This window comes from Vibrio sp. HENC-03 (assembly GCF_000305755.2).
In the GTDB taxonomy this organism is placed as follows: Bacteria; Pseudomonadota; Gammaproteobacteria; order Enterobacterales; family Vibrionaceae; genus Vibrio; species Vibrio owensii.
The window spans coordinates 29,405-53,396 of record NZ_JH976129.1 but is presented as its reverse complement, the minus strand read 5'-3'; the positions used below and the strand labels follow the sequence as shown (position 1 = coordinate 53,396).

Annotated in this window: 27 protein-coding genes and 1 other RNA gene; 18 read left to right on the top strand and 10 right to left on the bottom strand. The window is 46.5% G+C overall.

Annotation, left to right across the window (positions count from 1 at the left end):
• Positions 1-7 precede the first annotated feature (7 nt).
• Complete coding sequence (locus VCHENC03_RS03335) at positions 8-637, bottom strand: LysE/ArgO family amino acid transporter (RefSeq protein WP_009707614.1); 630 nt, start codon at positions 635-637, stop codon at positions 8-10.
• 142 nt (positions 638-779) lie between these two features.
• On the opposite strand from VCHENC03_RS03335, the gene VCHENC03_RS03340 reads away from it, so the two are divergent.
• Complete coding sequence (locus VCHENC03_RS03340; protein ID WP_009707613.1) at positions 780-1,676, top strand: LysR family transcriptional regulator ArgP; 897 nt, start codon at positions 780-782, stop codon at positions 1,674-1,676.
• Positions 1,677-1,937: 261 nt separating this feature from the next.
• Positions 1,938-2,633, top strand: coding sequence for an oxidative stress defense protein (locus tag VCHENC03_RS03345; protein ID WP_009707611.1), 696 nt, complete (start codon positions 1,938-1,940; stop codon positions 2,631-2,633).
• 76 nt (positions 2,634-2,709) lie between these two features.
• Here the strand turns inward: VCHENC03_RS03345 and serA are convergent, their stop codons facing one another.
• The 5 genes from serA to VCHENC03_RS03365 form a co-directional block, all read right to left on the bottom strand.
• Positions 2,710-3,939 (bottom strand): phosphoglycerate dehydrogenase, encoded by a 1,230-nt coding sequence (gene serA, locus VCHENC03_RS03350; protein WP_009707610.1) that lies wholly within the window; start codon positions 3,937-3,939, stop codon positions 2,710-2,712.
• Between the two features lie 259 nt (positions 3,940-4,198).
• Complete coding sequence (gene rpiA / locus VCHENC03_RS03355) at positions 4,199-4,855, bottom strand: ribose-5-phosphate isomerase RpiA (protein WP_005436473.1); 657 nt, start codon at positions 4,853-4,855, stop codon at positions 4,199-4,201.
• Positions 4,856-4,913: 58 nt separating this feature from the next.
• Positions 4,914-5,507, bottom strand: a complete 594-nt coding sequence (locus tag VCHENC03_RS03360) for a 5-formyltetrahydrofolate cyclo-ligase (protein ID WP_009707609.1) — start codon at positions 5,505-5,507, stop codon at positions 4,914-4,916.
• A gap of 5 nt (positions 5,508-5,512) precedes the next feature.
• Positions 5,513-5,697, bottom strand: a non-coding RNA gene (gene ssrS / locus VCHENC03_RS27125) — 6S RNA.
• An 8-nt stretch (positions 5,698-5,705) separates the two neighbouring features.
• Positions 5,706-6,014, bottom strand: a complete 309-nt coding sequence (locus VCHENC03_RS03365; protein ID WP_005436471.1) for a cell division protein ZapA — start codon at positions 6,012-6,014, stop codon at positions 5,706-5,708.
• Positions 6,015-6,264: 250 nt separating this feature from the next.
• On the opposite strand from VCHENC03_RS03365, the gene VCHENC03_RS03370 reads away from it, so the two are divergent.
• Genes VCHENC03_RS03370 through VCHENC03_RS03380 form a run of 3 tightly spaced genes read left to right on the top strand, consistent with a single transcriptional unit; the run spans position 6,265 to position 9,298 of the window.
• A complete protein-coding gene (locus VCHENC03_RS03370; RefSeq protein ID WP_009707608.1) occupies positions 6,265-6,843 on the top strand; it encodes a YecA/YgfB family protein in 579 nt (192 codons plus the stop codon).
• A 40-nt stretch (positions 6,844-6,883) separates the two neighbouring features.
• Positions 6,884-8,062, top strand: a complete 1,179-nt coding sequence (ubiH, locus tag VCHENC03_RS03375) for a 2-octaprenyl-6-methoxyphenyl hydroxylase (protein WP_005449769.1) — start codon at positions 6,884-6,886, stop codon at positions 8,060-8,062.
• A 27-nt stretch (positions 8,063-8,089) separates the two neighbouring features.
• Positions 8,090-9,298: an FAD-dependent 2-octaprenylphenol hydroxylase gene (locus VCHENC03_RS03380; protein WP_009707607.1), complete on the top strand. Its 1,209-nt coding sequence runs from the start codon at positions 8,090-8,092 to the stop codon at positions 9,296-9,298.
• Between the two features lie 78 nt (positions 9,299-9,376).
• Here VCHENC03_RS03380 and VCHENC03_RS03385 read toward each other — a convergent pair whose 3' ends face one another.
• The 3 genes from VCHENC03_RS03385 to ygfZ form a co-directional block, all read right to left on the bottom strand.
• On the bottom strand, positions 9,377-9,583 hold the full coding sequence (locus VCHENC03_RS03385) for a DUF1107 domain-containing protein (RefSeq protein ID WP_005449772.1): 207 nt from the start codon (positions 9,581-9,583) through the stop codon (positions 9,377-9,379).
• A 651-nt stretch (positions 9,584-10,234) separates the two neighbouring features.
• Positions 10,235-10,708, bottom strand: coding sequence for an aminoacyl-tRNA deacylase (locus VCHENC03_RS03390; protein ID WP_009707606.1), 474 nt, complete (start codon positions 10,706-10,708; stop codon positions 10,235-10,237).
• The gene (ygfZ, locus tag VCHENC03_RS03395) at positions 10,701-11,669 is read right to left on the bottom strand and encodes a tRNA-modifying protein YgfZ (protein ID WP_009707605.1); all 969 of its coding nucleotides are present in this window, start codon (positions 11,667-11,669) and stop codon (positions 10,701-10,703) included. Before ygfZ ends, VCHENC03_RS03390 begins: the two co-directional genes overlap by 8 nt.
• Positions 11,670-11,905: 236 nt before the next feature.
• Here ygfZ and VCHENC03_RS03400 point away from each other — a divergent pair, with 236 nt between their 5' ends.
• Together VCHENC03_RS03400 and VCHENC03_RS28075 are read left to right on the top strand one after the other, a co-directional pair.
• Positions 11,906-12,166, top strand: coding sequence for an FAD assembly factor SdhE (locus tag VCHENC03_RS03400; protein WP_005429937.1), 261 nt, complete (start codon positions 11,906-11,908; stop codon positions 12,164-12,166).
• The gene (locus VCHENC03_RS28075) at positions 12,114-12,554 is read left to right on the top strand and encodes a protein YgfX (RefSeq protein ID WP_332307026.1); all 441 of its coding nucleotides are present in this window, start codon (positions 12,114-12,116) and stop codon (positions 12,552-12,554) included. Before VCHENC03_RS03400 ends, VCHENC03_RS28075 begins: the two co-directional genes overlap by 53 nt.
• A 34-nt stretch (positions 12,555-12,588) precedes the next feature.
• On the opposite strand, the gene nadB is transcribed toward VCHENC03_RS28075, so the two are convergent.
• Positions 12,589-14,196 carry an L-aspartate oxidase gene (nadB, locus tag VCHENC03_RS03410; RefSeq protein ID WP_009707603.1) on the bottom strand — a complete coding sequence of 536 codons (1,608 nt, stop codon included), beginning with the start codon at positions 14,194-14,196 and terminating at the stop codon, positions 12,589-12,591.
• A 555-nt stretch (positions 14,197-14,751) separates the two neighbouring features.
• On the opposite strand from nadB, the gene rpoE reads away from it, so the two are divergent.
• The 11 genes from rpoE to acpS all read left to right on the top strand — a co-directional run bounded on the left by rpoE (position 14,752) and on the right by acpS (position 23,971).
• Positions 14,752-15,330, top strand: a complete 579-nt coding sequence (rpoE, locus tag VCHENC03_RS03415) for an RNA polymerase sigma factor RpoE (protein ID WP_005436461.1) — start codon at positions 14,752-14,754, stop codon at positions 15,328-15,330.
• 26 nt (positions 15,331-15,356) lie between these two features.
• Positions 15,357-15,983: a sigma-E factor negative regulatory protein gene (locus VCHENC03_RS03420; protein ID WP_005449785.1), complete on the top strand. Its 627-nt coding sequence runs from the start codon at positions 15,357-15,359 to the stop codon at positions 15,981-15,983.
• Positions 15,980-16,945, top strand: coding sequence for a sigma-E factor regulatory protein RseB (gene rseB, locus VCHENC03_RS03425; protein WP_009707602.1), 966 nt, complete (start codon positions 15,980-15,982; stop codon positions 16,943-16,945). The genes VCHENC03_RS03420 and rseB overlap by 4 nt, the downstream gene beginning before the upstream one ends.
• The gene (locus VCHENC03_RS03430; protein WP_009707601.1) at positions 16,942-17,412 is read left to right on the top strand and encodes a SoxR reducing system RseC family protein; all 471 of its coding nucleotides are present in this window, start codon (positions 16,942-16,944) and stop codon (positions 17,410-17,412) included. The genes rseB and VCHENC03_RS03430 overlap by 4 nt, the downstream gene beginning before the upstream one ends.
• Before the next feature lie 127 nt (positions 17,413-17,539).
• The gene (lepA, locus tag VCHENC03_RS03435) at positions 17,540-19,333 is read left to right on the top strand and encodes a translation elongation factor 4 (RefSeq protein ID WP_005436452.1); all 1,794 of its coding nucleotides are present in this window, start codon (positions 17,540-17,542) and stop codon (positions 19,331-19,333) included.
• 104 nt (positions 19,334-19,437) lie between these two features.
• Positions 19,438-20,337 (top strand): signal peptidase I, encoded by a 900-nt coding sequence (lepB, locus tag VCHENC03_RS03440; protein ID WP_005436449.1) that lies wholly within the window; start codon positions 19,438-19,440, stop codon positions 20,335-20,337.
• A gap of 20 nt (positions 20,338-20,357) precedes the next feature.
• Positions 20,358-21,035, top strand: a complete 678-nt coding sequence (gene rnc, locus VCHENC03_RS03445; RefSeq protein WP_005436448.1) for a ribonuclease III — start codon at positions 20,358-20,360, stop codon at positions 21,033-21,035.
• Positions 21,028-21,990: a GTPase Era gene (era, locus tag VCHENC03_RS03450; RefSeq protein ID WP_005436447.1), complete on the top strand. Its 963-nt coding sequence runs from the start codon at positions 21,028-21,030 to the stop codon at positions 21,988-21,990. Before rnc ends, era begins: the two co-directional genes overlap by 8 nt.
• Positions 21,991-22,118: 128 nt before the next feature.
• Positions 22,119-22,850, top strand: a complete 732-nt coding sequence (gene recO, locus VCHENC03_RS03455) for a DNA repair protein RecO (RefSeq protein WP_005426504.1) — start codon at positions 22,119-22,121, stop codon at positions 22,848-22,850.
• Complete coding sequence (gene pdxJ / locus VCHENC03_RS03460; protein ID WP_005426507.1) at positions 22,847-23,578, top strand: pyridoxine 5'-phosphate synthase; 732 nt, start codon at positions 22,847-22,849, stop codon at positions 23,576-23,578. Before recO ends, pdxJ begins: the two co-directional genes overlap by 4 nt.
• Positions 23,579-23,590: 12 nt before the next feature.
• The gene (acpS, locus tag VCHENC03_RS03465) at positions 23,591-23,971 is read left to right on the top strand and encodes a holo-ACP synthase (RefSeq protein ID WP_009707600.1); all 381 of its coding nucleotides are present in this window, start codon (positions 23,591-23,593) and stop codon (positions 23,969-23,971) included.
• Positions 23,972-23,992 lie beyond the last annotated feature (21 nt).

Sequence of the window (23,992 nt, the reverse complement as noted above, 5' to 3'; positions counted from 1 at the left end):
TTTGTCTTTACCAGTATTTGGTGACTAACTCATTCGCAAGTACAAAAGCGATAGTAAACATCATAGCGGCAACCGCAATATCAATGCCTTTCTTCACTTTCGGTTTTGAGAGCGTCGGACCTAATTTCGCAGCACCTAATGAGAGTGTGTAGAACCACACAAATGAAGCCATGATGGTGCCCATAGCAAATGCGATGCGATCGTTGCCTTCGAATTGACCACCAATTGAACCCAAGATCACTACGGTATCTAAGTAAAGATGTGGGTTCAACACTGTGACGGCAAGTGCGCCAAGAATCACGGTACGACGACCTCGAGCGACGACTTCACCTTTCGATTCAGAGGCGTCTGCCGGTTTGAATGCGCTTTTTAGTGACAGTAAACCGTAAACACTTAAGAAGGCAATGCCACCTAAAGTGACTGAGGTCAGCAGGATTTCATTTTGCGATAGGATCGCACCACCACCAAAAATACCAAGCGATATGAAGATCATATCTAGGATGCTACAGATGGTCGCGGTCGTCAGGTGATGTTGACGCTTAATACCTTGGTTAAGGACGTACGCATTCTGCGCTCCGATCGGAATGATCATCGTCGCACCTAAACCGAATCCTTGTAATAACACCCAAAAGCTCACAACACACCTCAAAAAATTAGCAATAGAACAACAGAGGAATGGAAGATAAAGCTTTTATTGAAATAAGTATAATTAATGATTTTAATATATTATTAGTAACACTTATCTGGTGTTTTTGGCGTTTATTAGGGAGGAAAAACACGTGCGAGGATTGGACTATAAATGGATTGAAGCGTTAGATGCGGTAGTGCATCAAGGCAGCTTTGACCGAGCGGCTGAGCACCTTTTTGTCTCACAATCCGCTATTTCCCAGCGTATCAAGCAGCTAGAGAAGTACCTTGCCCAACCGGTTCTTATTCGGGAGCAACCACCAAAACCAACCCCGATTGGTAAGAAGTTACTCGGGTTGTATCGCCGAGTAAGATTGCTTGAGCATGAAATCCTCCCTGAACTAAAAAACGACACGACAACACGTCCTGTACAGCTTTCATTGGCAACCAATGCAGACAGTCTCGCAACCTGGCTTTTACCTGCGTTGCAAGACGTAATGAAGCATCGCCAAGTGGAACTAAAACTAACCATTTATGGCGAGTCGCGCTCGATTGAGAAGCTAAGAAGTGGTGAGGTTGCAGGGGCGATCAGTTTAGAATCTCAAGCCATTCCTGGCTGTCGAGCAGACTATCTTGGTCGCATCGATTATGTCTGTGTCGCCAACCCAGAGTTTTATCAACGTTACTTCTCGGAAGGGGTCAACAATCAAACGCTCGCGAAAGCTCCTGCAGTGTCTTATGACCAATATGATGATCTGCATAAGAAGTTCTTAACGGAACACTTCAACGTGAGGCCAGATAGCGTGATTCATCACAACATCAGTAGCTCAGAAGCTTTCCTTAAGATGGCGTTAGCAGGCGTGGCTTATTGTTTGATTCCTCGATTGCAGATCACTGACGAACTGGAGAAAGGTGAGTTGATTGATATTACGCCGGGCTTTTTGATGTCCTATCGAATTTACTGGCATCACTGGCAGTTAGAAACGGGTGTGCTTCAAGAAATCTCACAAGCGATTGTTGGCTACGCGCAACAGCATTTGCCACAATAAGTTCCCGCTTGCCTCGCGTTTTAAGCTGAAATTACGGCGAAGTAACACAGTCAAAGTTGTGTTAGAAGTCGCTTAGGGCGCTTGGATAATTGGCAGAAGTTTCTATGATGAAGCTATATACACTCCAGTTCATTGGTGCCTCTTATCTTTCTGGTTTTGATGAGGCGTCAACTTAATCCGCCATGGCATTCATCGAGTATCTCGTCTTGAACTCCGGCATTTGGAGTGACTTTTCTATTTCAATACGGATGGATTTATCGAATGAAACTGTCTTCAATTTTTCTGGCTTCGGCATTAAGCCTTACTAGCGTTTCTGTACTTGCGAATGATGCACCTGATTTTGCTCATGTGAGTACGACTGGATACGGTGAAGTTGTTGCAACTCCAGATATGGCCACTTTCTCTGTGAAGGTAGTTGATACGACAATGACTGCGGAGCAAGCGAAGCAATCGGTCGATAATACCGTGGATGCGTTTCTAAAAAGCTTAGCGGATGCAGGGTTGTCAAAAGATAACATCACCAGTTCAAACTTATACTTAGCACCGCAGTACCACTATCCGAAATCGGGCAAAGCAGAGCTAGTTGGCTATCGCGCATCACGTAGTATTGATGTGACGGTAAACGATCTTGCTAACTTGAATGAATACTTGGACATGGCGTTAAAAGCTGGCATTAATCAAGTCGATAATATTCAGCTTAAAGTGAGTAACCAGTCTGAGTATCAGCAAAAAGCGCGTATGGAAGCAATCAAAGATGCGCAAAGCAAGGCGGCATCTTTAGCGACTGGTTTTGACAAAAAGTTGGGTGATGTTTGGCAGATTAACTACAACCAAATGCACGCTCGTCCAGTGCTTTTACGTTCAATGGCAATGGATGCAAGAGAGAGTTCGAATAGCTACCAAGACTCTACGCTTGTGATTCGTGACCAAGTAGATGTGGTTTATAAGCTGAAATAGTACAGAGAAAATCACGACGAATAGAAACAGAAAAGGCAGGGGAGTCCCTGCCTTTTTTATGTCTAGTAATCAGTGATTAATGAAGGATACGAGCACGGATTGTGCCTTCGATGCCTTTTAGTTTCACTAGTGCTTCTTCTGCGCGAGAAGTCTCGACGTCGATAACCACGTAACCGATCTCAGCTGCCGTTTGTAGGTACTGACCTGCGATGTTAATGCCGTCTTCCGCGAAGATGGTGTTGATTTGCGTCAGGATACCAGGGCGGTTTTTGTGGATGTGCAACAGACGTGAACATTCACGATGCTCAGGCAGTGATACCTCTGGGAAGTTCACACTTGATAGGGTTGAACCGTTGTCAGAGTATTTCGCCAGTTTACCAGCAACTTCAACACCAATGTTTTCTTGCGCTTCTTGCGTTGAACCACCGACGTGTGGAGTTAGGATGACGTTGTCGAACTTCTGCAGTGGAGACTCAAATGCATCAGCATTGGTTTTTGGTTCTACTGGGAATACGTCAACCGCAGCGCCTGAGATATGACCAGACTCTAGACTGTGGCATAGAGCAGGGATGTCTACGACAGTACCGCGCGCAGCGTTGATAAAGATTGCGCCTGGCTTCATGCGTGCGAACTCTTCTGCACCCATCATGTTCTTGGTCTCTGGCGTTTCAGGAACGTGCAAAGAAATGACGTCACACTTGTTCAGCAGCTCGCTCATGGTGAACACTTGCGTTGCGTTACCTAGCGACAGTTTGTTTTCAATGTCGTAGTAGTAAACGCGCATGCCTAAGTTTTCTGCGATGATACCTAGCTGAGTACCGATGTGACCGTAACCGATGATACCCAGACGCTTACCACGTGCTTCGTAAGAGCTGTCTGCACTCTTCTTCCAAATACCACGGTGTGCGAGTGCGTTTTTCTCTGGGATACCACGAAGAAGCAGTAGTACTTGGCCTAACACCAACTCGGCAACACTGCGCGTGTTTGAGAATGGTGCATTAAATACAGGGACACCGCGTCGAGCGGCAGCACTTAGGTCAACTTGGTTGGTACCGATACAAAAACAGCCAATCGCAACCAGCTTATTTGCCGCATTGATCACTTCTTCAGATAGGTTCGTTCGGGAACGGATACCGATGAAGTGCACGTCTTTTACTGCTTCAATCAGCTCTTCTTCTGAAAGGGAACCTTTGTGATATTCAATGTTGCTGTAGCCAGCTGCTTGAAGAACTTCAACTGAAGAAGGGTGGAGTCCCTCTAGCAAGAGGATCTTAATCTTTTCTTTTTCCAGTGAAACTTTGGCCATTTTTCTCGTCCTTAAAATGGAAAGGTGGGCTAATGTGGCGCACATAAAGCAAAACCATTAAAAAGGGGATAATTAACAGTTTTGTCGGAAGACAAACGTTTCCCTGTGCGTCTTCTGTTCAATAAAGTAACAAAAAATTTTTGCTTTGGGTAAGAAAATTACGGAATAAGGCATGCTTTTCTTAGAAAAAGGAAGAAAAAACGGCGCCCTAGGGCGCCGTCTGTAATGAAATAACAGAAAATTTAAATCATCTAATGATTTATTCTTCTATTTTCGCACCTTCTGGTGTGCCAGTGATAACCACGTCTGCACCACGGTGAGCGAACAGACCTACCGTTACCACACCTGCGATGCCGTTGATCTTGTCTTCAAGCTCTTTCGGGTTAGTGATTTGCATGTTGTGCACGTCTAGGATTACGTTGCCGTTGTCCGTCGTTACGCCTTCACGGTATGCAGGGTCACCACCTAGTTTTACCAATTCACGAGCAACGTATGAGCGCGCCATTGGGATAACTTCAACAGGAAGTGGGAACTGACCAAGTACGTCAACTGCTTTTGTGCCGTCAACGATACATACGAATTTTTCTGAAATAGCCGCAACGATCTTTTCACGAGTCAGAGCAGCACCGCCGCCTTTGATCATTTCACGCGCTGCGTTGATTTCATCTGCACCATCAACGTAGATATCTAGCATTGCTACGTCGTTACACTCGTAAACTTCAATACCAAGCTCTTTTAGACGCTCAGTAGAAGCAACAGAGCTAGACACTGCGCCTTTGATATCATCTTTGATACTGCCTAGGGCATCGATGAAGTGATTCACGGTAGAGCCAGTACCAACACCGACAATGCTGCCTTTCTCAACATACTTAAGTGCTGCCCAACCAGCCGCTTTCTTCATTTCATCTTGAGTCATGCCAATCTCCTGAATAGATGTTCGTTAACGTTTGCGGCGTGATTATAGCGGGTAAGTGTTACTTTTCCCATTGCCAGATTTGGCTTGGAGTCACGATCTTAGGTAATGGAATATCCCAACTTTCAACGGGTAGGCGCTCTACATGCTGGCAATCGTGGGCGATACCGATCGGTTTAGCACCTTCGCCAGTGCTAAACCAGCGCGAGAGTGTCCGGTCGTAGTAGCCTCCGCCCATACCTAAGCGATGGCCTACACTGTCAAACCCGACTAACGGCGTACAAATGACATCCAGTTCACGGACCGGTTTGAGGAAGCGGATATCAAGCGCAGGTTCTAAGATTCCGTATTTGTTGTACACCAACTGTTCATCATTGACGTATTGCAAGAAGAGTAATTGACCTTTAGAGAAAGGATGAATGACGGGCAGGTAAATCGACTTACCTTGCTGCCATAGTGATTCAATCAAAGGTTTGGTGTCTAACTCACCATCGGCAGACAAATAGATGGCAATGTGCTGCGCGGTTTTGATTTCTGCTAACTGCGAAAACTGCTGAACGAGATCGAGCCCAGCTTGGAACTGAGTATCGCTACAAAGGGCGTTGCGTTTTTCACGGATGAGTTTGCGGAATTCTTGTCGAGATAGGTCTGACATAGAGAGGATACCCCAGGGTGCCGTTGAGGATTGTGGCCCTTGAACCAGCTGGTTCAAGGCGGATCAGCAATGATAACCGTAGGCTTCTCGGTGCATGCCAAGCTTGCTCAATAGCTATCAAGTACTAACCCTTTGGTATTGCTTATCGGCTCAGGGACTTAAATCCAACTGACGCACACCCCAGGGTAAATTTTGTATCTACTGCTGTCCTTGCTTTACCTTACTAAGCGCACTTTCTAAAGACGCGGTGAGCTTTTCCATTCGCTCAGTAATTTCTTGTTGCTGACCGTTAGATTCGTATGATTTTGTATGCAATTCATAACAAATGTTCAACGCAGCAAAGGTCAGTAGCTGAATTTCATTGGTTACCTTAGTACGCTCGCTCATCTCTTTCAATCGACGATCAAGATCTTTAGCCGCTGTAATTAGTGACTCTTCTTGCCCCGCAGGACAATTGACTCGTGTCATTTTGCCAAGGATTTCAACGTCGATCGCTTGATTGCTCATGATGAATAAACTCTATATTCGCGCTATCTAAGGCGTTGCGTTATACAACTACCGAGGAGGAAACTATAGGAAAACCGCTATTAAGATTCAAGCATTTCCCATCACAGAAAGAAAAATGGTGAAGTGATCACACAGGAATTGGGCAAATTGATTAAATGCTGTCCAAAATTGAATTTGATAGCCGTTTCAGCCGACTAGGCTTGATGGTAGGATATGTCGATACATTATTACGCAAGAATGAGCCAAGATTATGAGTGAAATCACCCTTCCTGAATACCAATCTATTGCTGCTGAACTGAAATCTGCAAGCCTTGCTGTGACCCCAGCAGAATTGCACGGTCTACTTGTTGGCATGCTAAGTGGTGGATTGGCGATTAACGACCAAACCTGGCAACCGATTCTGTTTGATTACACCAACGAAGGCATGGGCTGGCCATCAAACGCATTAGCATTGGCACAAAGCGTGTTCCAAGTAACTGTTAACGAGCTAACGGGCACTTCGATGGAGGTGTCTCTGCTGCTTCCAGATGAAGCGGGCGAAGAAGGTTTGTTTGCGCTAGCAGATGGTGTGTCTGACTTTGTGAACCACTTTATCTCAGGTATGGGCTTAGCGGGCATAGCGATTGATAAGGCATCAGACGATGCAAAAGAGGCCTTGGCTGATCTAGAAGAAATCGCCAAGCTTGGTATTGATGAAGACGATGACCTAGGCGAGCAAGCGCTATTACTAGAGCAAGTAATCGAACACGTTAAAGCCTGCGTATTAACTATTCATGCAGAGTTTGGTGCTCGTCCTGAAAGCAACGAAAACAAACCAACGATTCATTAATCACTCGTTCCCCATTATCGAATAGTTTCTAGAGGTTAGCATGAGGCAATATGACGTTGTAATTGCTGGTGGTGCCATGGCTGGTGCCACACTTGCGTTAGCAATCGACCGTTTATCTAAAGGCGCGCTGCAAATTGCGGTTGTTGAGCCTTTTAAAGCCCAATCGGATCAACATCCGGGCTTTGATTCGCGCTCGATTGCTCTGTCCTACGGTACGGTCAACATTCTGCGTCACTTGCAGTTGTGGTCTGCTATCGAGCCTTGTGCAACTCCAATTGAACATATTCATGTTTCTGACCGCTCTCATGCGGGCATGACTGAGATTACCAAGCACGAAGTTGGCGTTGAAGCCCTTGGCTACGTAGTCGAACTTGCCGATGTAGGTCGTGTCTACCAAGAGCTCTTGGATAAGAGCAAAGCAATCACTCTGTTTTGCCCTGATTCGGTTGCGAACATCGAGCGTGAGCAAGACAAAGCACACATAGAGTTGAGCAGCGGTGAGAAGCTGGAAGCTAAGTTGCTAGTGGCTGCTGATGGCGCTGTGTCGCAATGTTGCCAGCAAATCGGTTTAGAGCTGTCTGAGCATGATTTCGACCAAGTGGCTGTGATCGCGAATATTGTGACGCAAGAGCCTCATCAAGGTCGCGCTTTTGAACGCTTTACAGAGAATGGTCCAGTCGCACTGTTGCCGATGAGTGATAACCGTATGTCGTTAGTATGGTGTCTGCGTCCTGAAGAGGCGCAAAGCGTCGTGAACTTGTCTGACGCAGAGTTTCTTGAGCGCTTGCAGAACGATTTTGGTTGGAGACTAGGTGCGATGCAGAAAGTCGGACAACGCGCGAGCTATCCGCTTCTTCTGCGTCATCGTAAGCAGAACATTTCGCACCGCTTTGCTATTGTCGGCAATGCTGCACAAACGCTTCACCCGATTGCTGGGCAAGGCTTCAACCTTGGTATTCGTGATGTGGCATCATTAGCGGAAGAGGTGGTTAAGCAAGCTGAAGATGCCGGTCGCTACCAAGGTTTGATGCGATTTAGCCAGCGCCGTGAAGATGATCGCAGCGAAACGATTTGGTTAACTAGCTCTCTCGTGCATATTTTCTCAAATGATTTACCGGCGATGCGAATTGGGCGTAACCTTGCTCTCGCAACGATGGATAACCTTTCTACTTTTAAGCAGCCGCTGCTACGCCATACACTTGGTCTAGTGAAACGATAAACGGCAACGAATTAGGTAACAAAAGCAATGATGCAAAGTGTAGATATCGCCATCATCGGTGGTGGAATGGTGGGTTTAGCATTAGCTGCCGCTTTTAAGGACAGTGACCTGCGAGTAGCCGTTATCGAAGGTGCAGTGCCAAACGACACCCTAAATGAACAGCCAGATGTTCGCGTGTCGGCGTTGAGCCGTTCAAGTGAAACTATCCTTCGTAACCTTGGTGCTTGGCAGGGTATCGAGCAGCGTCGCGCTGCACCATACCATGCAATGGAAGTCTGGGAGCAAGACAGTTTCGCTAACATCGCATTTGATGCACAAAGCATGGCTCAACCGGATCTTGGCCATATCGTTGAAAACCGCGTAATTCAATTGGCGCTGCTAGAGCAAGTTCAAAAGCTCGATAACGTGACGCTGTTTATGCCTGCTCGTTGTGCAACGCTTGCGGTGGGTGAGCAAGAAAGCTGGCTAACGCTCGATAATGGTCAGGCTATGACAGCTAAGTTGGTTGTTGGCGCCGATGGTGCAAACTCTTGGCTGCGTAACCAAATGGATATCCCACTAACGCATTGGGATTACGGTCATAGTGCCCTTGTTGCGAACGTGAAAACCGCTGACCCACACAACAGTGTTGCGCGTCAGATCTTTACACCGCAAGGTCCATTGGCTTTCCTGCCAATGTCTGATCCGCACATGTGTTCGATTGTTTGGTCTACCGAGCCAAATCGCGCAGAGCAACTGCTGGCGATGAACGAGCAAGAGTTTAATAAAGCACTGACTAGCGAATTTGATGCGCGTTTAGGTTTGTGTGAAGTAGTTGGCGAACGTGCAGCATTCCCACTTAAGATGCGTTATGCGCGTGACTTTGTGGTTGAACGCGTGGCGCTAGTTGGCGATGCAGCACACACAATTCATCCACTAGCAGGGCAGGGTGTGAACCTTGGTTTATTGGATGCTGCGAGCTTAGCGCAAGAAGTGTTGGCGCTGTGGAAACAGGGGCAGGACATTGGCACCAAACGTAACCTACGTGGTTACGAACGTTGGCGCAAAGCTGAGGCGGCGAAGATGATAGCGGCGATGCAAGGCTTCCGTGATCTGTTCTCCGGTGAGAACCCTGCCAAGAAGCTGGTTCGTGGTATTGGTTTGAGCCTAGCAGGACAACTGCCGGGTGCGAAAGATGAAATCATGAAGCGTGCACTAGGTTTGAAAGGCAATTTGCCGGAACTAGCGCGTCAATAAATGCGTTTCTCGATTCACGAATAGAAGATACAAAAAAGGCTGGTTAATCCAGCCTTTCTTATTACATCGATGTTTAAGCTAAGCGTATGCGCATCTGAGCTTCATAATCTCTTGGTTAATCTCTTTTACTGCCTGAAAGTGACGTTTCTCAGCTTTCTCTGGCAACATCAATTTTCCGTTATCAAACTCGAACTTACCGACTCCGTAAATATAAATTCTTCCTTTAAAAAGACGACTTATGTGTTTAGCAATCATACCTGGTGTATAGCGCTTAAACAGTCTCATATTTACTCTTCCTTATCTCTTACCTAGCCCAGTTATTCTACGTTTTTCGCGTAAAAATTATTGTGACAGCAATAGTATTAAGTGCAGTTGAGGCACTTGGCTTTAGAGATTTGTGCTGCCTTAGACAAATTGACAGAGTCATATCTCAAATAGCGTGAGGATTACCTCAAAAAATCATTGTCGAAGGAACCAGTCCTTGAGCTCTCCTGTTCTTACGTGGTGCATTAAGCAACAGTTTTGTTACAGAAATAAGAATAGAAGGAAAATGATTGTTTGCTAAATGTTTTTCTCAATGGGTTGCATTTTGTTCGTTTTGACGAGGTTGAAACCTCAAATGCATTGCTTTCATTGAGTTAGAGGAAGGAAAAGGAAAAAAGTTCCACGCAAAAAAAAGCCCGCTTCGGCGGGCGAATAGTCACAGATGCATTACACAAAAGTGGACGACTGACTTAATGAACGCTGTCATACAAGTCAGCAGATTCACTTTACGTTGGCTGAGTCGTTGTTGAAAACTTAACCAACGAATTCAGCATATACGAGTTTTTCATTTGTGACTATTTATGTTTTAAAAATGATTAAAAATTCTTGAGTGTAATCGGAGAGATATGAGTGAGATCACGCAGGAGTGAGAATCCTGCGCTTGATTACATGTTAGCGGCAGATATCAGCCATGGTTGGTTGGCATAATTGGATGAGATCATCGATGGATAGCGCTAAGCCAGCCATACGATCTCCGCTGCTAATGGTGATTTCTTTTTCTTCAAGCAAACTTGGATCAAATACGATCGGCATGTAGCGTTTTAGGAGGAGTGGTGTGACAGTACCAATCTTGTATCCGGTAATCGCTTCTACGTCCGCTTGATCAACACACGTCATGCGACGGCACTGCAGTAATGCGCGCACCTTCTTTGGATCAACGCTACGATCACCTGGTGCACAAGCAAGCGCATATTGATTTCCCATATCACGCAAAAGAATCGCTTTGACCATTTGAGAAGGGCGAATGCCGCGTTGTTGCGCGGCATCCTCAATGGTTGTTGCTGGCCTTTGATGAGGAAGAAGGCGGTACTCGATGTTTTGGTCCGCCAAAAACTGCATCAAAGGGGTATGAATGGTATTACTCATCGTCAAGGCTGTACGGCAATGCTGCGATTTCCCATTCAGACTCAGGTTGAGCAACCAAGCGCAGACGAGTGTCATCGTCTAGATTGTTTGGCAATACAATGAGCCCCATCGCTTGGTTGTCGCTGAATTGGTAATGTGTGAGCAATGCGCCTACTGAACGCCAGTTTTCACCGACACTACGTTCCAGTTCGATTGTACTTTCATCTAAGGCTTCAGCGGTTGCACCTTTAACAATGTACATTGCACGTTTGTTGGTACCGCGGTATTTCGCGCGCGCTACGGTTTCTTGACCTGTGTAGCAGCCTTTCGTAAAGCTGATGCCCCCAAGCGCTTGTACGTTTAGTGCTTGTGGAATGTGCTCGTTTTGCGCGTCTGCTGCCACGTATGGTAGTGCTGCTTCAATATCGAAACGGGTCCAAAGCTCATGGGTTGTTAGTGTTGCTTGGCTATCTTCCACTAACGATTGTGCTGCTTCTGCTGTAAGCGCAAGCAACCAGCGGTTTGAAGCCACTTTGACTGCAGTGCCTCCTTCAACTGTACGCACGTCGCCAGAATCAGCATTTAGTGTTGAGATGAAGGCATCTGCATTCTCACCAGCGACACCCAGCACAACATCGCTAGACTCTTCGATGGTCACTTTCGAGAACACCGCGTACTTTTTGATTTCTTTCAGTTCCACTTCAATCGCTGATTTTGGCTGAACCATTGCATAGCCATCGTTATGGTGGAATAGGCGGAAGACACTCCACACTTTACCTTTCGCATCACAATGTGCACCCAACATTGATTGGTCTTTCTCAAGAGAAACCACATCGCAGGTAACTTGACCGTGTAGGTACGACTTTTTGTCGTCTCCAATCATGGTGATCATACCCAGGTTATCCAATAGCGAGATAGACAGCTCAGGTAGTGCGTCTTGTGTCGATAGGTTCAGCGGTGAAAAGCGAGTTTGCCATTCCATGATTACAATGCCTTTTGAAGATATTTTTCAGCTATGTTAAATGCAGAATCGGCATTTGTCAGCACTCAATATATCCACTCAATTTTAAGGTGTTTGGCTTTGCTGAACGTTTGTTTATTAAATGCGTTCAGGATTTGCAGCGACTTGGCTACATATTGTGACCCGCACACTAGTGACGTTGCACATCCCTTGTTACACTCCGCACTAAGAACAAGACATCTATGAAGGAATACTGAATGTACACTGCGGAAGAAAAGGCGCGTATTAAATGGGCTTGTCGTCGTGGCATGCTTGAGCTTGACGTGGTGATTATGCCGTTTTTTGAAGAGTGCTTTGATGCACTAAATGAGCAAGAGCAGCGTGATTTCGTCTCACTACTAGAATGCGATGATCCCGATCTGTTTACTTGGGTGATGGGCCACGGTCGTAGCGAAAATCTAGGCCATGCATCGATGGTCGATAAAATTGTCGCACACAACCTCAGCAAGGTTCGTTAATCTCAAGGTTAACACTTCTCTATACGCCCAAATTGCCAACCAACTTCTTCTCCTAGGTTGCGTTTGGGCGGTTATCTGTTCTGATATCCCACTCGTCTTATCAACTTATCTGTTACTACTGATTATTCGTTGCCAAATGCAAGGTGGCTTTGTCGTACCTTCAGCCTGTGGTGGTTGGTATTTGCATCGTGATGGCACAGTACGCAATGACAAACAAACTTCGACAATATCGAGTGTTGATGTGTCGGCGGCAGCGTTCAAAGTCACGTTTGAATTAGCGTCGGGTGAGAAAGTCACGATTTGGCGAGACAGTTGTGAAGACGTGGCATATCGTCAACTGTGTTTGATATTACGACAATGGAAAATGGGAGCCGAAGCTCCCATTTGATCTTGTATCTGACGATTACTTTTTAGTGTCAGAGCTATTTGTTTGGCGTAAGAATCGTTGGGCCGCTGTTTTCTAGCTGGTTTGGATAATCCAAGGTGTAGTGCAGACCACGGCTCTCTTTACGCTGCATCGCACAACGTACCATCAGCTCTGCGACTTGCAGCAGGTTACGTAGCTCTAGCAAGTTGTTTGATACGCGGAAGTGACTGTAGTACTCGTGCGTTTCTTGTTGCAGCATCTGGATACGGCGCAGTGCGCGTTCAAGACGTTTATCGGTACGAACGATGCCCATGTAATCCCACATAAATAGGCGCAGCTCATGCCAGTTGTGTTGGATGATCACTTCTTCATCACTGTTGGTCACTTGGCTTTCATCCCAACATGGAACCTGTGGTGCGAGTTCTACTTCGTTGTGGTGTTTAAGAATGTCTTTGGCTGCCGACCATGCGTAAACCACACACTCAAGTAGTGAATTTGATGCCATACGGTTCGCACCGTGCAAGCCTGTGTAGCTCACTTCACCAATCGCGTAAAGGTTCTTCAGATCGGTATGGCCGTTTTGATCGACCATGACGCCGCCGCATGTATAGTGCGCCGCAGGTACGATTGGGATTGGCTCTTTAGTCATGTCGATACCCAAATCCATCAAACGAGAGTAGATGGTTGGGAAATGCTTAGTAATGAAATCCGCGGGCTTATGGCTGATGTCGAGATACATGCAGTCAGCACCTAAGCGCTTCATTTCGAAGTCGATCGCGCGAGCCACGACATCACGCGGAGCAAGCTCTTTACGCTCGTCGAAATCTGGCATAAATCGTGAGCCATCAGGACGACGTAAATACGCACCCTCACCACGCAACGCTTCTGTTAGTAAGAAATTGCGCGCTTCTGGATGGAACAGACAGGTCGGGTGGAATTGGTTGAATTCCATGTTCGCAACGCGACAGCCTGCGCGCCACGCGATTGCGATACCATCACCAGAAGAGACGTCTGGGTTAGATGTGTATTGGTAAACTTTGGAAGCGCCGCCCGTTGCGAGAACAACAAATTTTGCACGAACAGTTTCAACTTGCTCTTCGTTGCGGTTCCAAATATAAGCACCAATGATCTTGTTTTTGTCGCCGCCAATTTTATCTTCGGTGATCAAATCCAGAGCATTGTGACGTTCAAGAACATGAATGTTTGGGTGGCTGTGTGCGTTGTCTTGCAGAGAAGTTTGCATTGCCATACCAGTGGCATCGGCAGCGTGCAAAATACGACGACGGCTGTGTCCGCCTTCGCGAGTTAAGTGATAACGTGGCTCATCGTCAGAATCATCATCTTCACGGTCAAATGGTACGCCGCCATCAATCAACCATTGCACGCACTCTTTTGAGTTTTCCGCGATGAATTTAACCGTCTCTTCGTCACAGATACCATCTCCGGCAATTTGTGTATCTTCAACGTGAGACTCAATGGTGTCCGACTCATCAAATACCGCAGCGATACCACCTTGCGCGTAAAACGTCGCGCCTTCGCTACGTGGTCCTTTACTTAGAACCATCACCTTACAGTGGTTTGCGACACGCAAAGCCAACGACAAGCCCGCGGCGCCACTCCCTACCACTAACACATCACATTCATGTTCACGATTTGTGTTCATATTACTTTTACAATCCCAAGCTAAGGTAACAAGGCTACCTTGTGTATATTTTGCACACCATGTGCATCCATTAACGCGACATCCGTCGCTAAGGGCTAAGTTGGGAGGTATCTAAATCACCGCAACTCTGGTGACTTGTGCCACTCTTATTTTTGCATGTCGATGACATGCGAATGCTTCCTGAGTTTTATTTTAAACGCGTTGTTCAGATAGCCATTAGCCGTGCCAACAAAAAGTAATAGTTTGTCAATGCCATTGCTTTTCTAGGCTCTACCCAGCACAATCTGGGACAGAGATCATCCATTATACCCATTTCCCCAACACTATGCTCGCTTGTCAAAACGAGACGTAATTCAGACGTGGCGAGGGATTTGGCTAGTGACATCACACTGTGAAAAAACAATGACAAAAAATTTGAGAAACTATGGAACTTTCTCATTCACGTCGGAGTCACAATAGTGCTCAAGTAAGCAGTGGTGTCAATACTACGTTTTGCATAATTAGTACCCATATCTGAGAAGAGTAGGGGCATAACAAATAGGAGTATCCGCTCGAATGAACGAGCAGCTGACCGATCAAGTATTGATTGAGCGAGTTCAGAATGGAGATAAGCAAGCATTCAACCTGCTGGTAACAAAGTATCAGAACAAGGTATGTAATCTTATTTCCAGATACGTAAGTAATCCTGGCGATGTTCCAGATGTAGCACAAGAAGCGTTTATCAAGGCTTACCGAGCTATCCCTAGCTTTCGCGGGGAGAGTGCGTTTTACACTTGGCTGTATCGCATTGCGGTGAATACTGCGAAGAATCATATCGTTGCTCAGGGTCGTAGACCGCCTGCGACGGATGTTGATGCTGAAGATGCTGAATTTTACGAAACAGGTAATGCACTGAAAGAAATTTCGAACCCTGAGAACTTAACGTTGTCCAAAGAATTGCAACGGGTAGTGTTCAGCGCAATCGAAGCCTTACCTGAAGATTTGAAAACGGCAATGACTCTGCGTGAGCTTGACGGCTTAAGCTATGAGGAAATTGCTGAAGTAATGGATTGCCCGGTGGGAACGGTACGATCACGTATCTTCCGTGCTCGTGAGGCGGTGGAAAAGAAAATCAAACCTCTTTTGCAGCGCTAGTACAAGTGATAACTATGGTGAAAACAATGGCTGACAAAGAAAAACTTTCAGCTCTCATGGATGGAGAATTGGTCGATAAGGCTTTAATTCAAGAATTAGAGCAAGACCAAGAGAGCCGTGATGCTTGGCAGAACTATCACCTGATTGGTGATGTGATGCGAGGCGAAGCGCCAGCAAAGCCTGAGTGGAATATTGCTGAAAGCGTAGCGTTAGCGTTAGAAGACGAGCCTGTGCATCGTGCTATCGATTCGCGCAGTGCAAACGTGATTTCAATTAACGACGCGCCAAAAGAGTCGCAACCAGAGCCACAAAAAGCGAAACGCCAATTGCCAGCTTGGTTGACCCAGTTTGGTCAAGTTGCGGTCGCTGCGTGTGTGTCACTCGTTGTGATTTTAGGTGTGCAACAATACGGTGGTAGTGACCCAATGTCGCCACAAGCCGATCAACTTCCTGTGCTTCAAACCGTGCCATTCGCTGGCAGCGCTGAACCAGTAAGCTTGACGCGTGAATCCGTAGAGCGTTCGGTTGGTGAAGCAAATATGCAAGAGCAACGCAAACGCGTTCATGCTATGCTTCGTGACTACGAACTGCAGCTAAGAATTAACAGTGATGCGTCTCAGCAAGATGCACATCTGACTCCGGATATTGAATGAAAAAATTTCTGATCAGCGCTTGCGCTCTGTTCAGTCTGATGTCTTCGCAAGCCTTTGCTGGTGATAAGCCAGCGGAGGCTTTATTGCATCAAATGAGCGAGGCGAGCAAGAATTTAAGCTACGAACTCTCTTATATCCTTATCAAAAAGAACAGCATTGAACCTTTGCTGTATCGTCATGCGACTCACGACAAAGACCAGTATGCACATCTTGTGTATCTAAGCGGTCCTGTGCGTGAGGTTATTCGTCGCGGCACTGAAGTAAGCTACATCGAAACCGGCGCGGAACCGTTTACCATCGAATCGGGTAAAATGGTTGCTCCAATCATGCCAATGCTGAACGCGAATATCGACGAGCTAAACTTGTACTACGACTATGTAAAAGTAGGTCGTGCCCGTGAAGCAGGTGTACCAACACAAGTGCTACGTATCGTGCCAAAAGATGGCCTGCGTTATTCTTATGTGTTGTGGATTGATGAGAAGAGTAAGTTGCCACTGCGTGCTGATCTTGTCGATCGCGATGGTGAAATGCTTGAACAGTACCGAACTATCTCTTACTCAGTGAACCCTAAAATTGGCGAGCTGATGAGTGGTTTGGAAGAGGTTCAATTACCTGGTGTTTTGACCATGCCGAAAGGCGATATCGGCACCAGCGATTGGACTGTAGGCTGGATACCAGAAGGCTTCCAACCAAATGAACTGAATCGCTACCGTATGGCCGTGACCGATCAAATGGTAGAAAGCCAATTGTATTCAGATGGGCTGTTTAGTTTCTCTGTGTATGTGGCGAACAAAGATGAGCATTCGCTGAAAGGTCAGTTGGTTCGTCAAGGTCGTCGCACTCTACATAGCTTTATTAACGGCAACCACGAAATCTCTGTTGTAGGTGATATCCCACCAACAACGGCTCAGCGCATCGCACAATCGGTCACTTTTAATGTAACAAAGAGTGAAGTGCAATGATGACTGCATTGGCTACTGTGACGGGTGTTCATCGTCACGGTCGGCAATATGATGTCGATCTCAGCTGCGAGCAACAGACCAGTTGCAGCAGCTGTTCATCGCAAAAAAGCTGCGGCACTGGCGTGGTTACCAAAGCCATCGGTAACAAAACGCTGTCGTGGCATTTGCGTACCCCAAAATCCGTCAAAGTTGGCCAAGTCGTGGAAATTGGCTTCCCTGAAGCAAGCCTGATCAAATCCGCCATGGCGGTCTACCTTCTTCCTCTGTTTGGTTTGATTCTCGGTGCCGTGATTGGCAACTTCCTGCTTGCGCCTTTAACCGCTGGTGGTGAGGGCATTACCATCCTCGCTTCGATATTGTTCGCGGCTGGTGGTATGTGGCTCGCAAAACGTGTGTCACGCCCGCTAGAAGACGAGTCCAAACGTCAAGTCACCCTCATTCGAGTTCTCGGTGAACCTATTCAATAAGTTCTAAACTTTAAATAAGGTGCGCCCGTTAACGAAATTGGGTAGAATCTGCCAACTTGATTGAAATGCCGTCAACTGACGGCTTTCTTACTGTCCCTATTTGTAAAGAGTTAGTCACCCTAAATCTATGAAGCACATTCGTAACTTTTCGATTATCGCCCACATCGACCATGGTAAGTCGACCCTATCTGACCGTCTAATCCAAGTTTGTGGTGGATTAAGCGATCGTGAAATGGCCGCACAGGTTCTGGATTCTATGGATCTTGAACGTGAGCGTGGTATCACCATCAAATCTCAGAGTGTGACGCTGAACTACACCGCTAAAGACGGCGAAACGTACCAGTTGAACTTCATCGATACTCCGGGACACGTTGACTTTGCGTACGAAGTATCACGTTCTCTAGCCGCTTGTGAAGGTGCGCTACTGGTGGTTGACGCAGGTCAGGGTGTAGAGGCTCAAACGCTAGCTAACTGTTACACCGCGATCGAAATGGATCTAGAGGTTGTGCCAATCCTGAACAAGATTGACCTACCAGCGGCTGATCCTGAGCGTGTAGCGGAAGAAATTGAAGAAATCGTTGGTATTGATGCAATGGAAGCTACTCGCTGTTCTGCAAAGACAGGTATCGGTGTAGATGACGTTCTAGAAAACATCGTATCAGCAATTCCAGCACCAGAAGGTGATCCAGATGCGCCACTTCAAGCGCTGATCATCGACTCATGGTTCGACAACTACCTTGGCGTTGTTTCTTTGGTTCGTATTAAAAACGGCTCACTGAAGAAAAACGACAAGATCAAAGTAATGAGCACAGGCCAGACTTGGGGTGTAGACCGTCTAGGTATCTTCACGCCTAAGCAAGTGGACACTGATGTTCTGCGTACTGGCGAAGTAGGCTGGGTAGTTTGTGGTATCAAAGACATCCTAGGCGCGCCAGTAGGTGATACGCTGACACTAGCGAAAAACGGTAGCGAGAAGCCACTACCAGGCTTTAAGAAAGTAAAACCTCAGGTATACGCGGGTCTGTTCCCAGTATCTTCTGATGATTACGAAAACTTCCGTGACGCACTAGGTAAACTGAGCCTTAACGACGCATCGCTATTCTACGAGCCAGAAAACTCAGCAGCACTAGGCTTTGGTTTCCGTTGTGGTTTCCTTGGCATGTTGCACATGGAAATCATCCAAGAGCGTCTAGAGCGTGAATACGACCTAGACCTGATTACAACGGCACCAACGGTAGTTTACGAAGTTGAGCAAACAAACGGCGAGACTCTGTATGTTGATAGCCCGGCAAAACTGCCAGCGGTTAACGACATCGAAGAGATCCGTGAGCCTATCGCACGTTGTAACATCCTAGTACCTGCGGATTACCTAGGTAACGTAATCACACTTTGTGTTGAGAAACGTGGTACTCAGGTAGATATGGTTTACCACGGTAACCAAGTAGCCGTTACTTACGATATTCCAATGGCAGAAGTAGTACTGGATTTCTTTGACCGTCTGAAGTCTACATCACGTGGTTATGCGTCTCTGGATTACAACTTCCAACGCTTTGAAGCATCGAACATGGTACGCGTAGACGTACTACTGAACGGCGACAAAGTGGATGCGTTAGCGTTGATTACGCACAAAGACCAGTCTCAGACTCGTGGTCGTCAGCTTGTAGAGAAGATGAAAGAATTCATCCCTCGTCAGATGTTCGACATCGCGATCCAAGCGGCTATCGGTAACCACATCATCGCGCGTTCTACTGTGAAACAGCTACGTAAGAACGTAATCGCGAAATGTTACGGTGGTGACGTGAGCCGTAAGAAGAAACTTCTGAAGAAACAGAAAGAAGGTAAGAAACGTATGAAGCAGATCGGTAACGTAGAACTGCCTCAAGAAGCGTTCCTAGCAATTCTTCACGTTGGTAAAGACTAGAGTTGAACTATCTCGTACTCTTGTCTGTCATAAGACGTTAGATAGTAAAATAAGTGAAAGGGTTTCGGCTCTTTCACTTTCGTATTTTTAGATAAGGGAATTTAATGGCGAATACATTCTCACTGATTCTAGTTATCGTGACTTTGGTAACTGGCGTAGTTTGGCTACTAGAAAAGCTGGTGTTTGCGAAAAAACGTCAAGCAAAGGTAGCGGAGATCCAAGCGCAAACAGCAAATGGTCTGGATGCGGTGACGCTACAAAAAGTAGAAAGCCAACCTTGGTGGGTAGAGAACAGCGTCTCTATCTTTCCAGTGATTGCATTCGTACTGGTATTACGTTCTTTTATCTATGAACCGTTCCAAATCCCTTCAGGCTCAATGATGCCAACTCTACTAGTGGGCGACTTCATTTTGGTTGAGAAATACGCATACGGCTTGAAAGACCCTGTATGGCGCACGCAGCTAGTGGAAACTGGCAAGCCTGAGCGTGGCGACATCGTGGTATTCAAATACCCACCACAGCCAAACATTGACTACATTAAACGTGTGGTTGGTTTGCCTGGTGATACCGTGCGTTACTCTGCTGACAAACAGGTATGTATTCAATCGAAAGGTGAATCATCTTGTAAGCCAGTCAAATTGAGCAATGTTGAAGAGAGCCAATTCATCCAAAATGGCATTCCTCTGATTCAGATGAATGAAAAACTGGGTGAAGTGGAACACCAAGTTTTGGTGAACCCGCTCGCTCGTGACCGTGTGCAGAACTACCAGCCACGTCCAGGAGTTAACGAATGGGTTGTGCCACAAGGTCAGTACTTTGTTATGGGTGATAACCGTGATAACAGTGCTGATAGCCGTTACTGGGGCTTTGTTCCAGAAGCAAACTTAGTCGGTAAAGCTGTCGCGATCTGGATCAGCTTCGAGTTTGATCGTGGCGCGGACAGCGTTCTACCTTCATGGATTCCAACTGGTGTGCGTTTTAACCGCGTCGGTGGTATTCACTAACCATTACATATCGAGAGAGTATGAATTCTCCAATTGATAAACTAGAGAGAAAGCTCGGCTACCAATTTAAGGATGCTGGGCTTATCAACTTGGCGCTGACTCACCGCAGCGCCAACAGCAAGCATAATGAACGTCTTGAGTTTCTGGGCGATTCAATTTTAAGTTTTGTCATCGCTGATGATCTGTACCATCGTTTCCCGAAAGTGAACGAAGGTGACATGAGCCGTATGCGCGCTACTTTGGTACGTGGGCACACATTGGCGGAACTGGGTCGTGAATTCGATCTAGGAGATTATTTAAAATTAGGTCCAGGTGAATTGAAGAGTGGCGGATTCCGCCGAGACTCTATTCTAGCCGATGCGGTAGAAGCCATTATTGGTGCGATTTACCTTGATAGTGATATTGAAGCCGTGCGCGGTATTGTACTGAGCTGGTACAACTCGCGTCTTGAAGCCATCAAGCCTGGCGTATCACAAAAAGATCCAAAAACTCGCCTACAAGAGTTCCTGCAAGGCAGAAGAAAACCACTGCCTGTCTACACAGTGACTAATATTAAAGGTGAAGCGCACAACCAAGAGTTCACGGTTGAGTGTGACGTAGCAGGTGTGGATAAGCCTGTCATTGGTAAAGGCACCAGCCGCCGCAAGGCAGAACAAGCGGCTGCTGAAACAGCACTTGAGCAATTAACAAATGGCTGATAACGAATTCGATATCGATGCATTTTTTGCATCAAATGGTGAAGTAAGTTCACCAGAAAACCAGCACTGCGGCTTTATTGCGATTGTTGGTCGCCCAAACGTTGGCAAATCGACGCTTCTAAACAAAATTCTTGGTCAGAAGATTTCGATTACATCTCGTAAGCCGCAAACGACTCGTCACCGCATCATGGGTGTGGACACAGACGGCGATTACCAAGCGATCTACGTAGATACGCCAGGACTTCACATTGAAGAAAAGCGCGCGATTAACCGCTTGATGAACCGTGCAGCAAACTCATCTCTAAGTGATGTGAACCTAGTCTTCTTCTTGGTCGACGGTACACATTGGACAAAAGACGACGAGATGGTGCTGACTAAGCTTCAAAAGTCGAACTTCCCAGTTGTACTTTGTGTGAACAAAGTAGACAACGTGCAAGATCGTAACGAAGTGATGATGCACATGGCCGACATGTCTAAGAAGATGGACTTCGTTGATGTTGTGCCAATCTCTGCAAAGCAAGGTAAGAACATCGACGTACTGCGCAAGCACGTTCGCGATCACTTGCCAGAAGCAACGCATCACTTCCCAGAAGAATACGTAACCGACCGTTCTCAGCGTTTCATGGCGTCTGAAATCGTGCGTGAAAAGCTGATGCGTTTTACTGGTGAAGAGCTGCCATACTCGGTAACGGTTGAGATTGAGCGTTTCGATTACAACCCAGAAACTGACGGTTTCCATATCAACGCCCTGATTCTTGTTGAACGTAATGGTCAGAAGAAAATGGTGATTGGTAAAGGCGGCGAGAAGATCAAGACAATTGGTCGTGAAGCACGTCTAGATATGGAAGAGCTATTCGGTCGTAAGGTTTACCTAGAGACTTGGGTAAAAGTGAAATCTGGTTGGGCAGACGACGAACGTGCACTGCGCTCACTAGGATACATCGACGACCTATAAGTTTGGTTGCTTGTAAGTTTGGTAACGAAGACACTTCGTTCCAACATCGACTAAAATATAATATCGATTAAAATAAGGAGCCACTTGGCTCCTTATTTTTTATTACCGACTTAGGCACACTGATTGAAATGAGCAACCAGTCTTCAGAAGGCTTCCAGCGCTGCTTTGTATTGCACCGACGCCCTTACAGTGAATCGAGCTTAATCCTTGATGTATTCAGCGAGGAGTATGGTCGTATCACGTTGATGGCGAAAGGCGCGCGCAGCAAACGCTCCAATCTGAAAGGGGCATTACAGCCTTTCACGCCACTATTGCTGAAATGGTCCGGCAAAGGTTCGATGAAAACCTTACGTCAGGCAGAGCCAATCAGTTTAGGCTTGCCGTTGTTCGGGATAAACCTTTATTCCGCGATGTACGTAAATGAATTAGTCGGACGCGTGTTAATGGCGGAAGTGCCGATGCCTGCGTTATTTCATGATTACCTGCATGCACTAACGGAATTGGCTCAGAGTGATAACCCTGAACCGGGGTTGCGTCGTTTTGAATTGGCCCTGCTGTCTTCAATGGGCTATGGCGTCGATTTCTTGCATTGCGCCGGGACAGGTGAGCCAGTCGATCCTGAGATGACTTACCGCTATCGTGAGCAAAAGGGATTCATAGCTTCAGTAAGGCGCGACAACCTGACATTTTTAGGTAATGAATTGATTGCGATTAGCGAACGGCGATTCGTCACTAAAGAGCAATTAAAAGCGGCGAAACGCTTTACACGTATGGCATTAAAGCCGTATCTTGGCGGCAAACCTTTAAAAAGTCGCGAATTATTCATTCAGACATATCGAGCACGGAGTAACGGAAAATGAGCTCAATCTACTTAGGCGTTAATATCGACCATATTGCCACTCTACGTAATGCACGTGGTACTAAATACCCAGATCCAGTTCATGCTGCTGAGATCGCAGAGCGTGCTGGTGCTGACGGTATTACCATCCACCTACGTGAAGACCGTCGCCACATTCTAGATCGTGACGTTCGCATCCTACGTGAAACCATTCAAACTCGTATGAACCTTGAAATGGCAGTAACGGACGAGATGGTTGAGATTGCGCTACAAACTAAGCCTGAGTTCGTTTGTCTGGTTCCTGAAAAACGTGAAGAGTTGACAACAGAAGGTGGCCTGGATGTTGTCGGTCAACTTGAGAAAGTGAAAGCGGCAACGCAAAAGCTAACCGAAGCGGGCATCAAAGTATCTCTGTTCATCGATGCTGACCGTCAACAGATCGATGCGGCAAAAGCATGTGGCGCACCTTACATTGAGCTTCACACTGGTCACTACGCAGACGCGACAACAGAAGAAGACCAGCAAGATGAGCTGAAGAAGATTGCAGCTGGTGCGAGCTACGCTGATGACTTAGGTATCATCGTAAACGCAGGTCACGGTCTGACTTACCACAACGTTGCACCAATCGCAGCACTGCCAGAAATCTACGAGCTAAACATCGGTCACTCGATCATTGGTCGTGCAGTTTTCGATGGTCTAGAAAAATCTGTGGCAGAAATGAAAGCCATCATGGTTGCGGCTCGTAAGTAATCAGATTTAAGCATGGCAATTTTAGGATTAGGCACTGACATCGCAGAGATTGAGCGCATTGAAAAAGCGCTCGGTCGTACTGGTGAACCCTTCGCAAAGCGCATTTTGTCGCAAGATGAAATGATAAAGTTTGCTGAATTGAAGCAAAAAGGGCGTTACCTTGCGAAGCGTTTCGCAGTAAAAGAGGCGGCCTCAAAAGCGTTAGGAACTGGCATCGCAAAAGGCGTGACCTTTCATGATTTTACGGTTTCGAATGATGAGTTTGGTAAACCAGTATTAACCTTATCCGGTGTGGCGAAACAAATCGCTGAGTCGATGGGCGTCAATCATGTTCATCTGTCTATTTCGGATGAGCGTCATTACGCCGTTGCGACGGTGATTTTTGAATCCTAACTTAGCCTGACTACGGATTAA

Bases quoted from the DNA above. Each gene is read 5' to 3' on its own strand.
- VCHENC03_RS03345 (WP_009707611.1), top strand. From the start codon at position 1,938: ATGAAACTGTCTTCAATTTTTCTGGCTTCGGCATTAAGCCTTACTAGC.
- serA (WP_009707610.1), bottom strand. From the start codon at position 3,939: ATGGCCAAAGTTTCACTGGAAAAAGAAAAGATTAAGATCCTCTTGCTA.
- rpiA (WP_005436473.1), bottom strand. From the start codon at position 4,855: ATGACTCAAGATGAAATGAAGAAAGCGGCTGGTTGGGCAGCACTTAAG.
- VCHENC03_RS03360 (WP_009707609.1), bottom strand. From the start codon at position 5,507: ATGTCAGACCTATCTCGACAAGAATTCCGCAAACTCATCCGTGAAAAA.
- VCHENC03_RS03365 (WP_005436471.1), bottom strand. From the start codon at position 6,014: ATGAGCAATCAAGCGATCGACGTTGAAATCCTTGGCAAAATGACACGA.
- VCHENC03_RS03370 (WP_009707608.1), top strand. From the start codon at position 6,265: ATGAGTGAAATCACCCTTCCTGAATACCAATCTATTGCTGCTGAACTG.
- ubiH (WP_005449769.1), top strand. From the start codon at position 6,884: ATGAGGCAATATGACGTTGTAATTGCTGGTGGTGCCATGGCTGGTGCC.
- VCHENC03_RS03380 (WP_009707607.1), top strand. From the start codon at position 8,090: ATGATGCAAAGTGTAGATATCGCCATCATCGGTGGTGGAATGGTGGGT.
- VCHENC03_RS03385 (WP_005449772.1), bottom strand. From the start codon at position 9,583: ATGAGACTGTTTAAGCGCTATACACCAGGTATGATTGCTAAACACATA.
- VCHENC03_RS03390 (WP_009707606.1), bottom strand. From the start codon at position 10,708: ATGAGTAATACCATTCATACCCCTTTGATGCAGTTTTTGGCGGACCAA.
- ygfZ (WP_009707605.1), bottom strand. From the start codon at position 11,669: ATGGAATGGCAAACTCGCTTTTCACCGCTGAACCTATCGACACAAGAC.
- VCHENC03_RS03400 (WP_005429937.1), top strand. From the start codon at position 11,906: ATGTACACTGCGGAAGAAAAGGCGCGTATTAAATGGGCTTGTCGTCGT.
- VCHENC03_RS28075 (WP_332307026.1), top strand. From the start codon at position 12,114: ATGCATCGATGGTCGATAAAATTGTCGCACACAACCTCAGCAAGGTTC.
- nadB (WP_009707603.1), bottom strand. From the start codon at position 14,196: ATGAACACAAATCGTGAACATGAATGTGATGTGTTAGTGGTAGGGAGT.
- rpoE (WP_005436461.1), top strand. From the start codon at position 14,752: ATGAACGAGCAGCTGACCGATCAAGTATTGATTGAGCGAGTTCAGAAT.
- VCHENC03_RS03420 (WP_005449785.1), top strand. From the start codon at position 15,357: ATGGCTGACAAAGAAAAACTTTCAGCTCTCATGGATGGAGAATTGGTC.
- rseB (WP_009707602.1), top strand. From the start codon at position 15,980: ATGAAAAAATTTCTGATCAGCGCTTGCGCTCTGTTCAGTCTGATGTCT.
- VCHENC03_RS03430 (WP_009707601.1), top strand. From the start codon at position 16,942: ATGATGACTGCATTGGCTACTGTGACGGGTGTTCATCGTCACGGTCGG.
- lepA (WP_005436452.1), top strand. From the start codon at position 17,540: ATGAAGCACATTCGTAACTTTTCGATTATCGCCCACATCGACCATGGT.
- lepB (WP_005436449.1), top strand. From the start codon at position 19,438: ATGGCGAATACATTCTCACTGATTCTAGTTATCGTGACTTTGGTAACT.
- rnc (WP_005436448.1), top strand. From the start codon at position 20,358: ATGAATTCTCCAATTGATAAACTAGAGAGAAAGCTCGGCTACCAATTT.
- era (WP_005436447.1), top strand. From the start codon at position 21,028: ATGGCTGATAACGAATTCGATATCGATGCATTTTTTGCATCAAATGGT.
- recO (WP_005426504.1), top strand. From the start codon at position 22,119: ATGAGCAACCAGTCTTCAGAAGGCTTCCAGCGCTGCTTTGTATTGCAC.
- pdxJ (WP_005426507.1), top strand. From the start codon at position 22,847: ATGAGCTCAATCTACTTAGGCGTTAATATCGACCATATTGCCACTCTA.
- acpS (WP_009707600.1), top strand. From the start codon at position 23,591: ATGGCAATTTTAGGATTAGGCACTGACATCGCAGAGATTGAGCGCATT.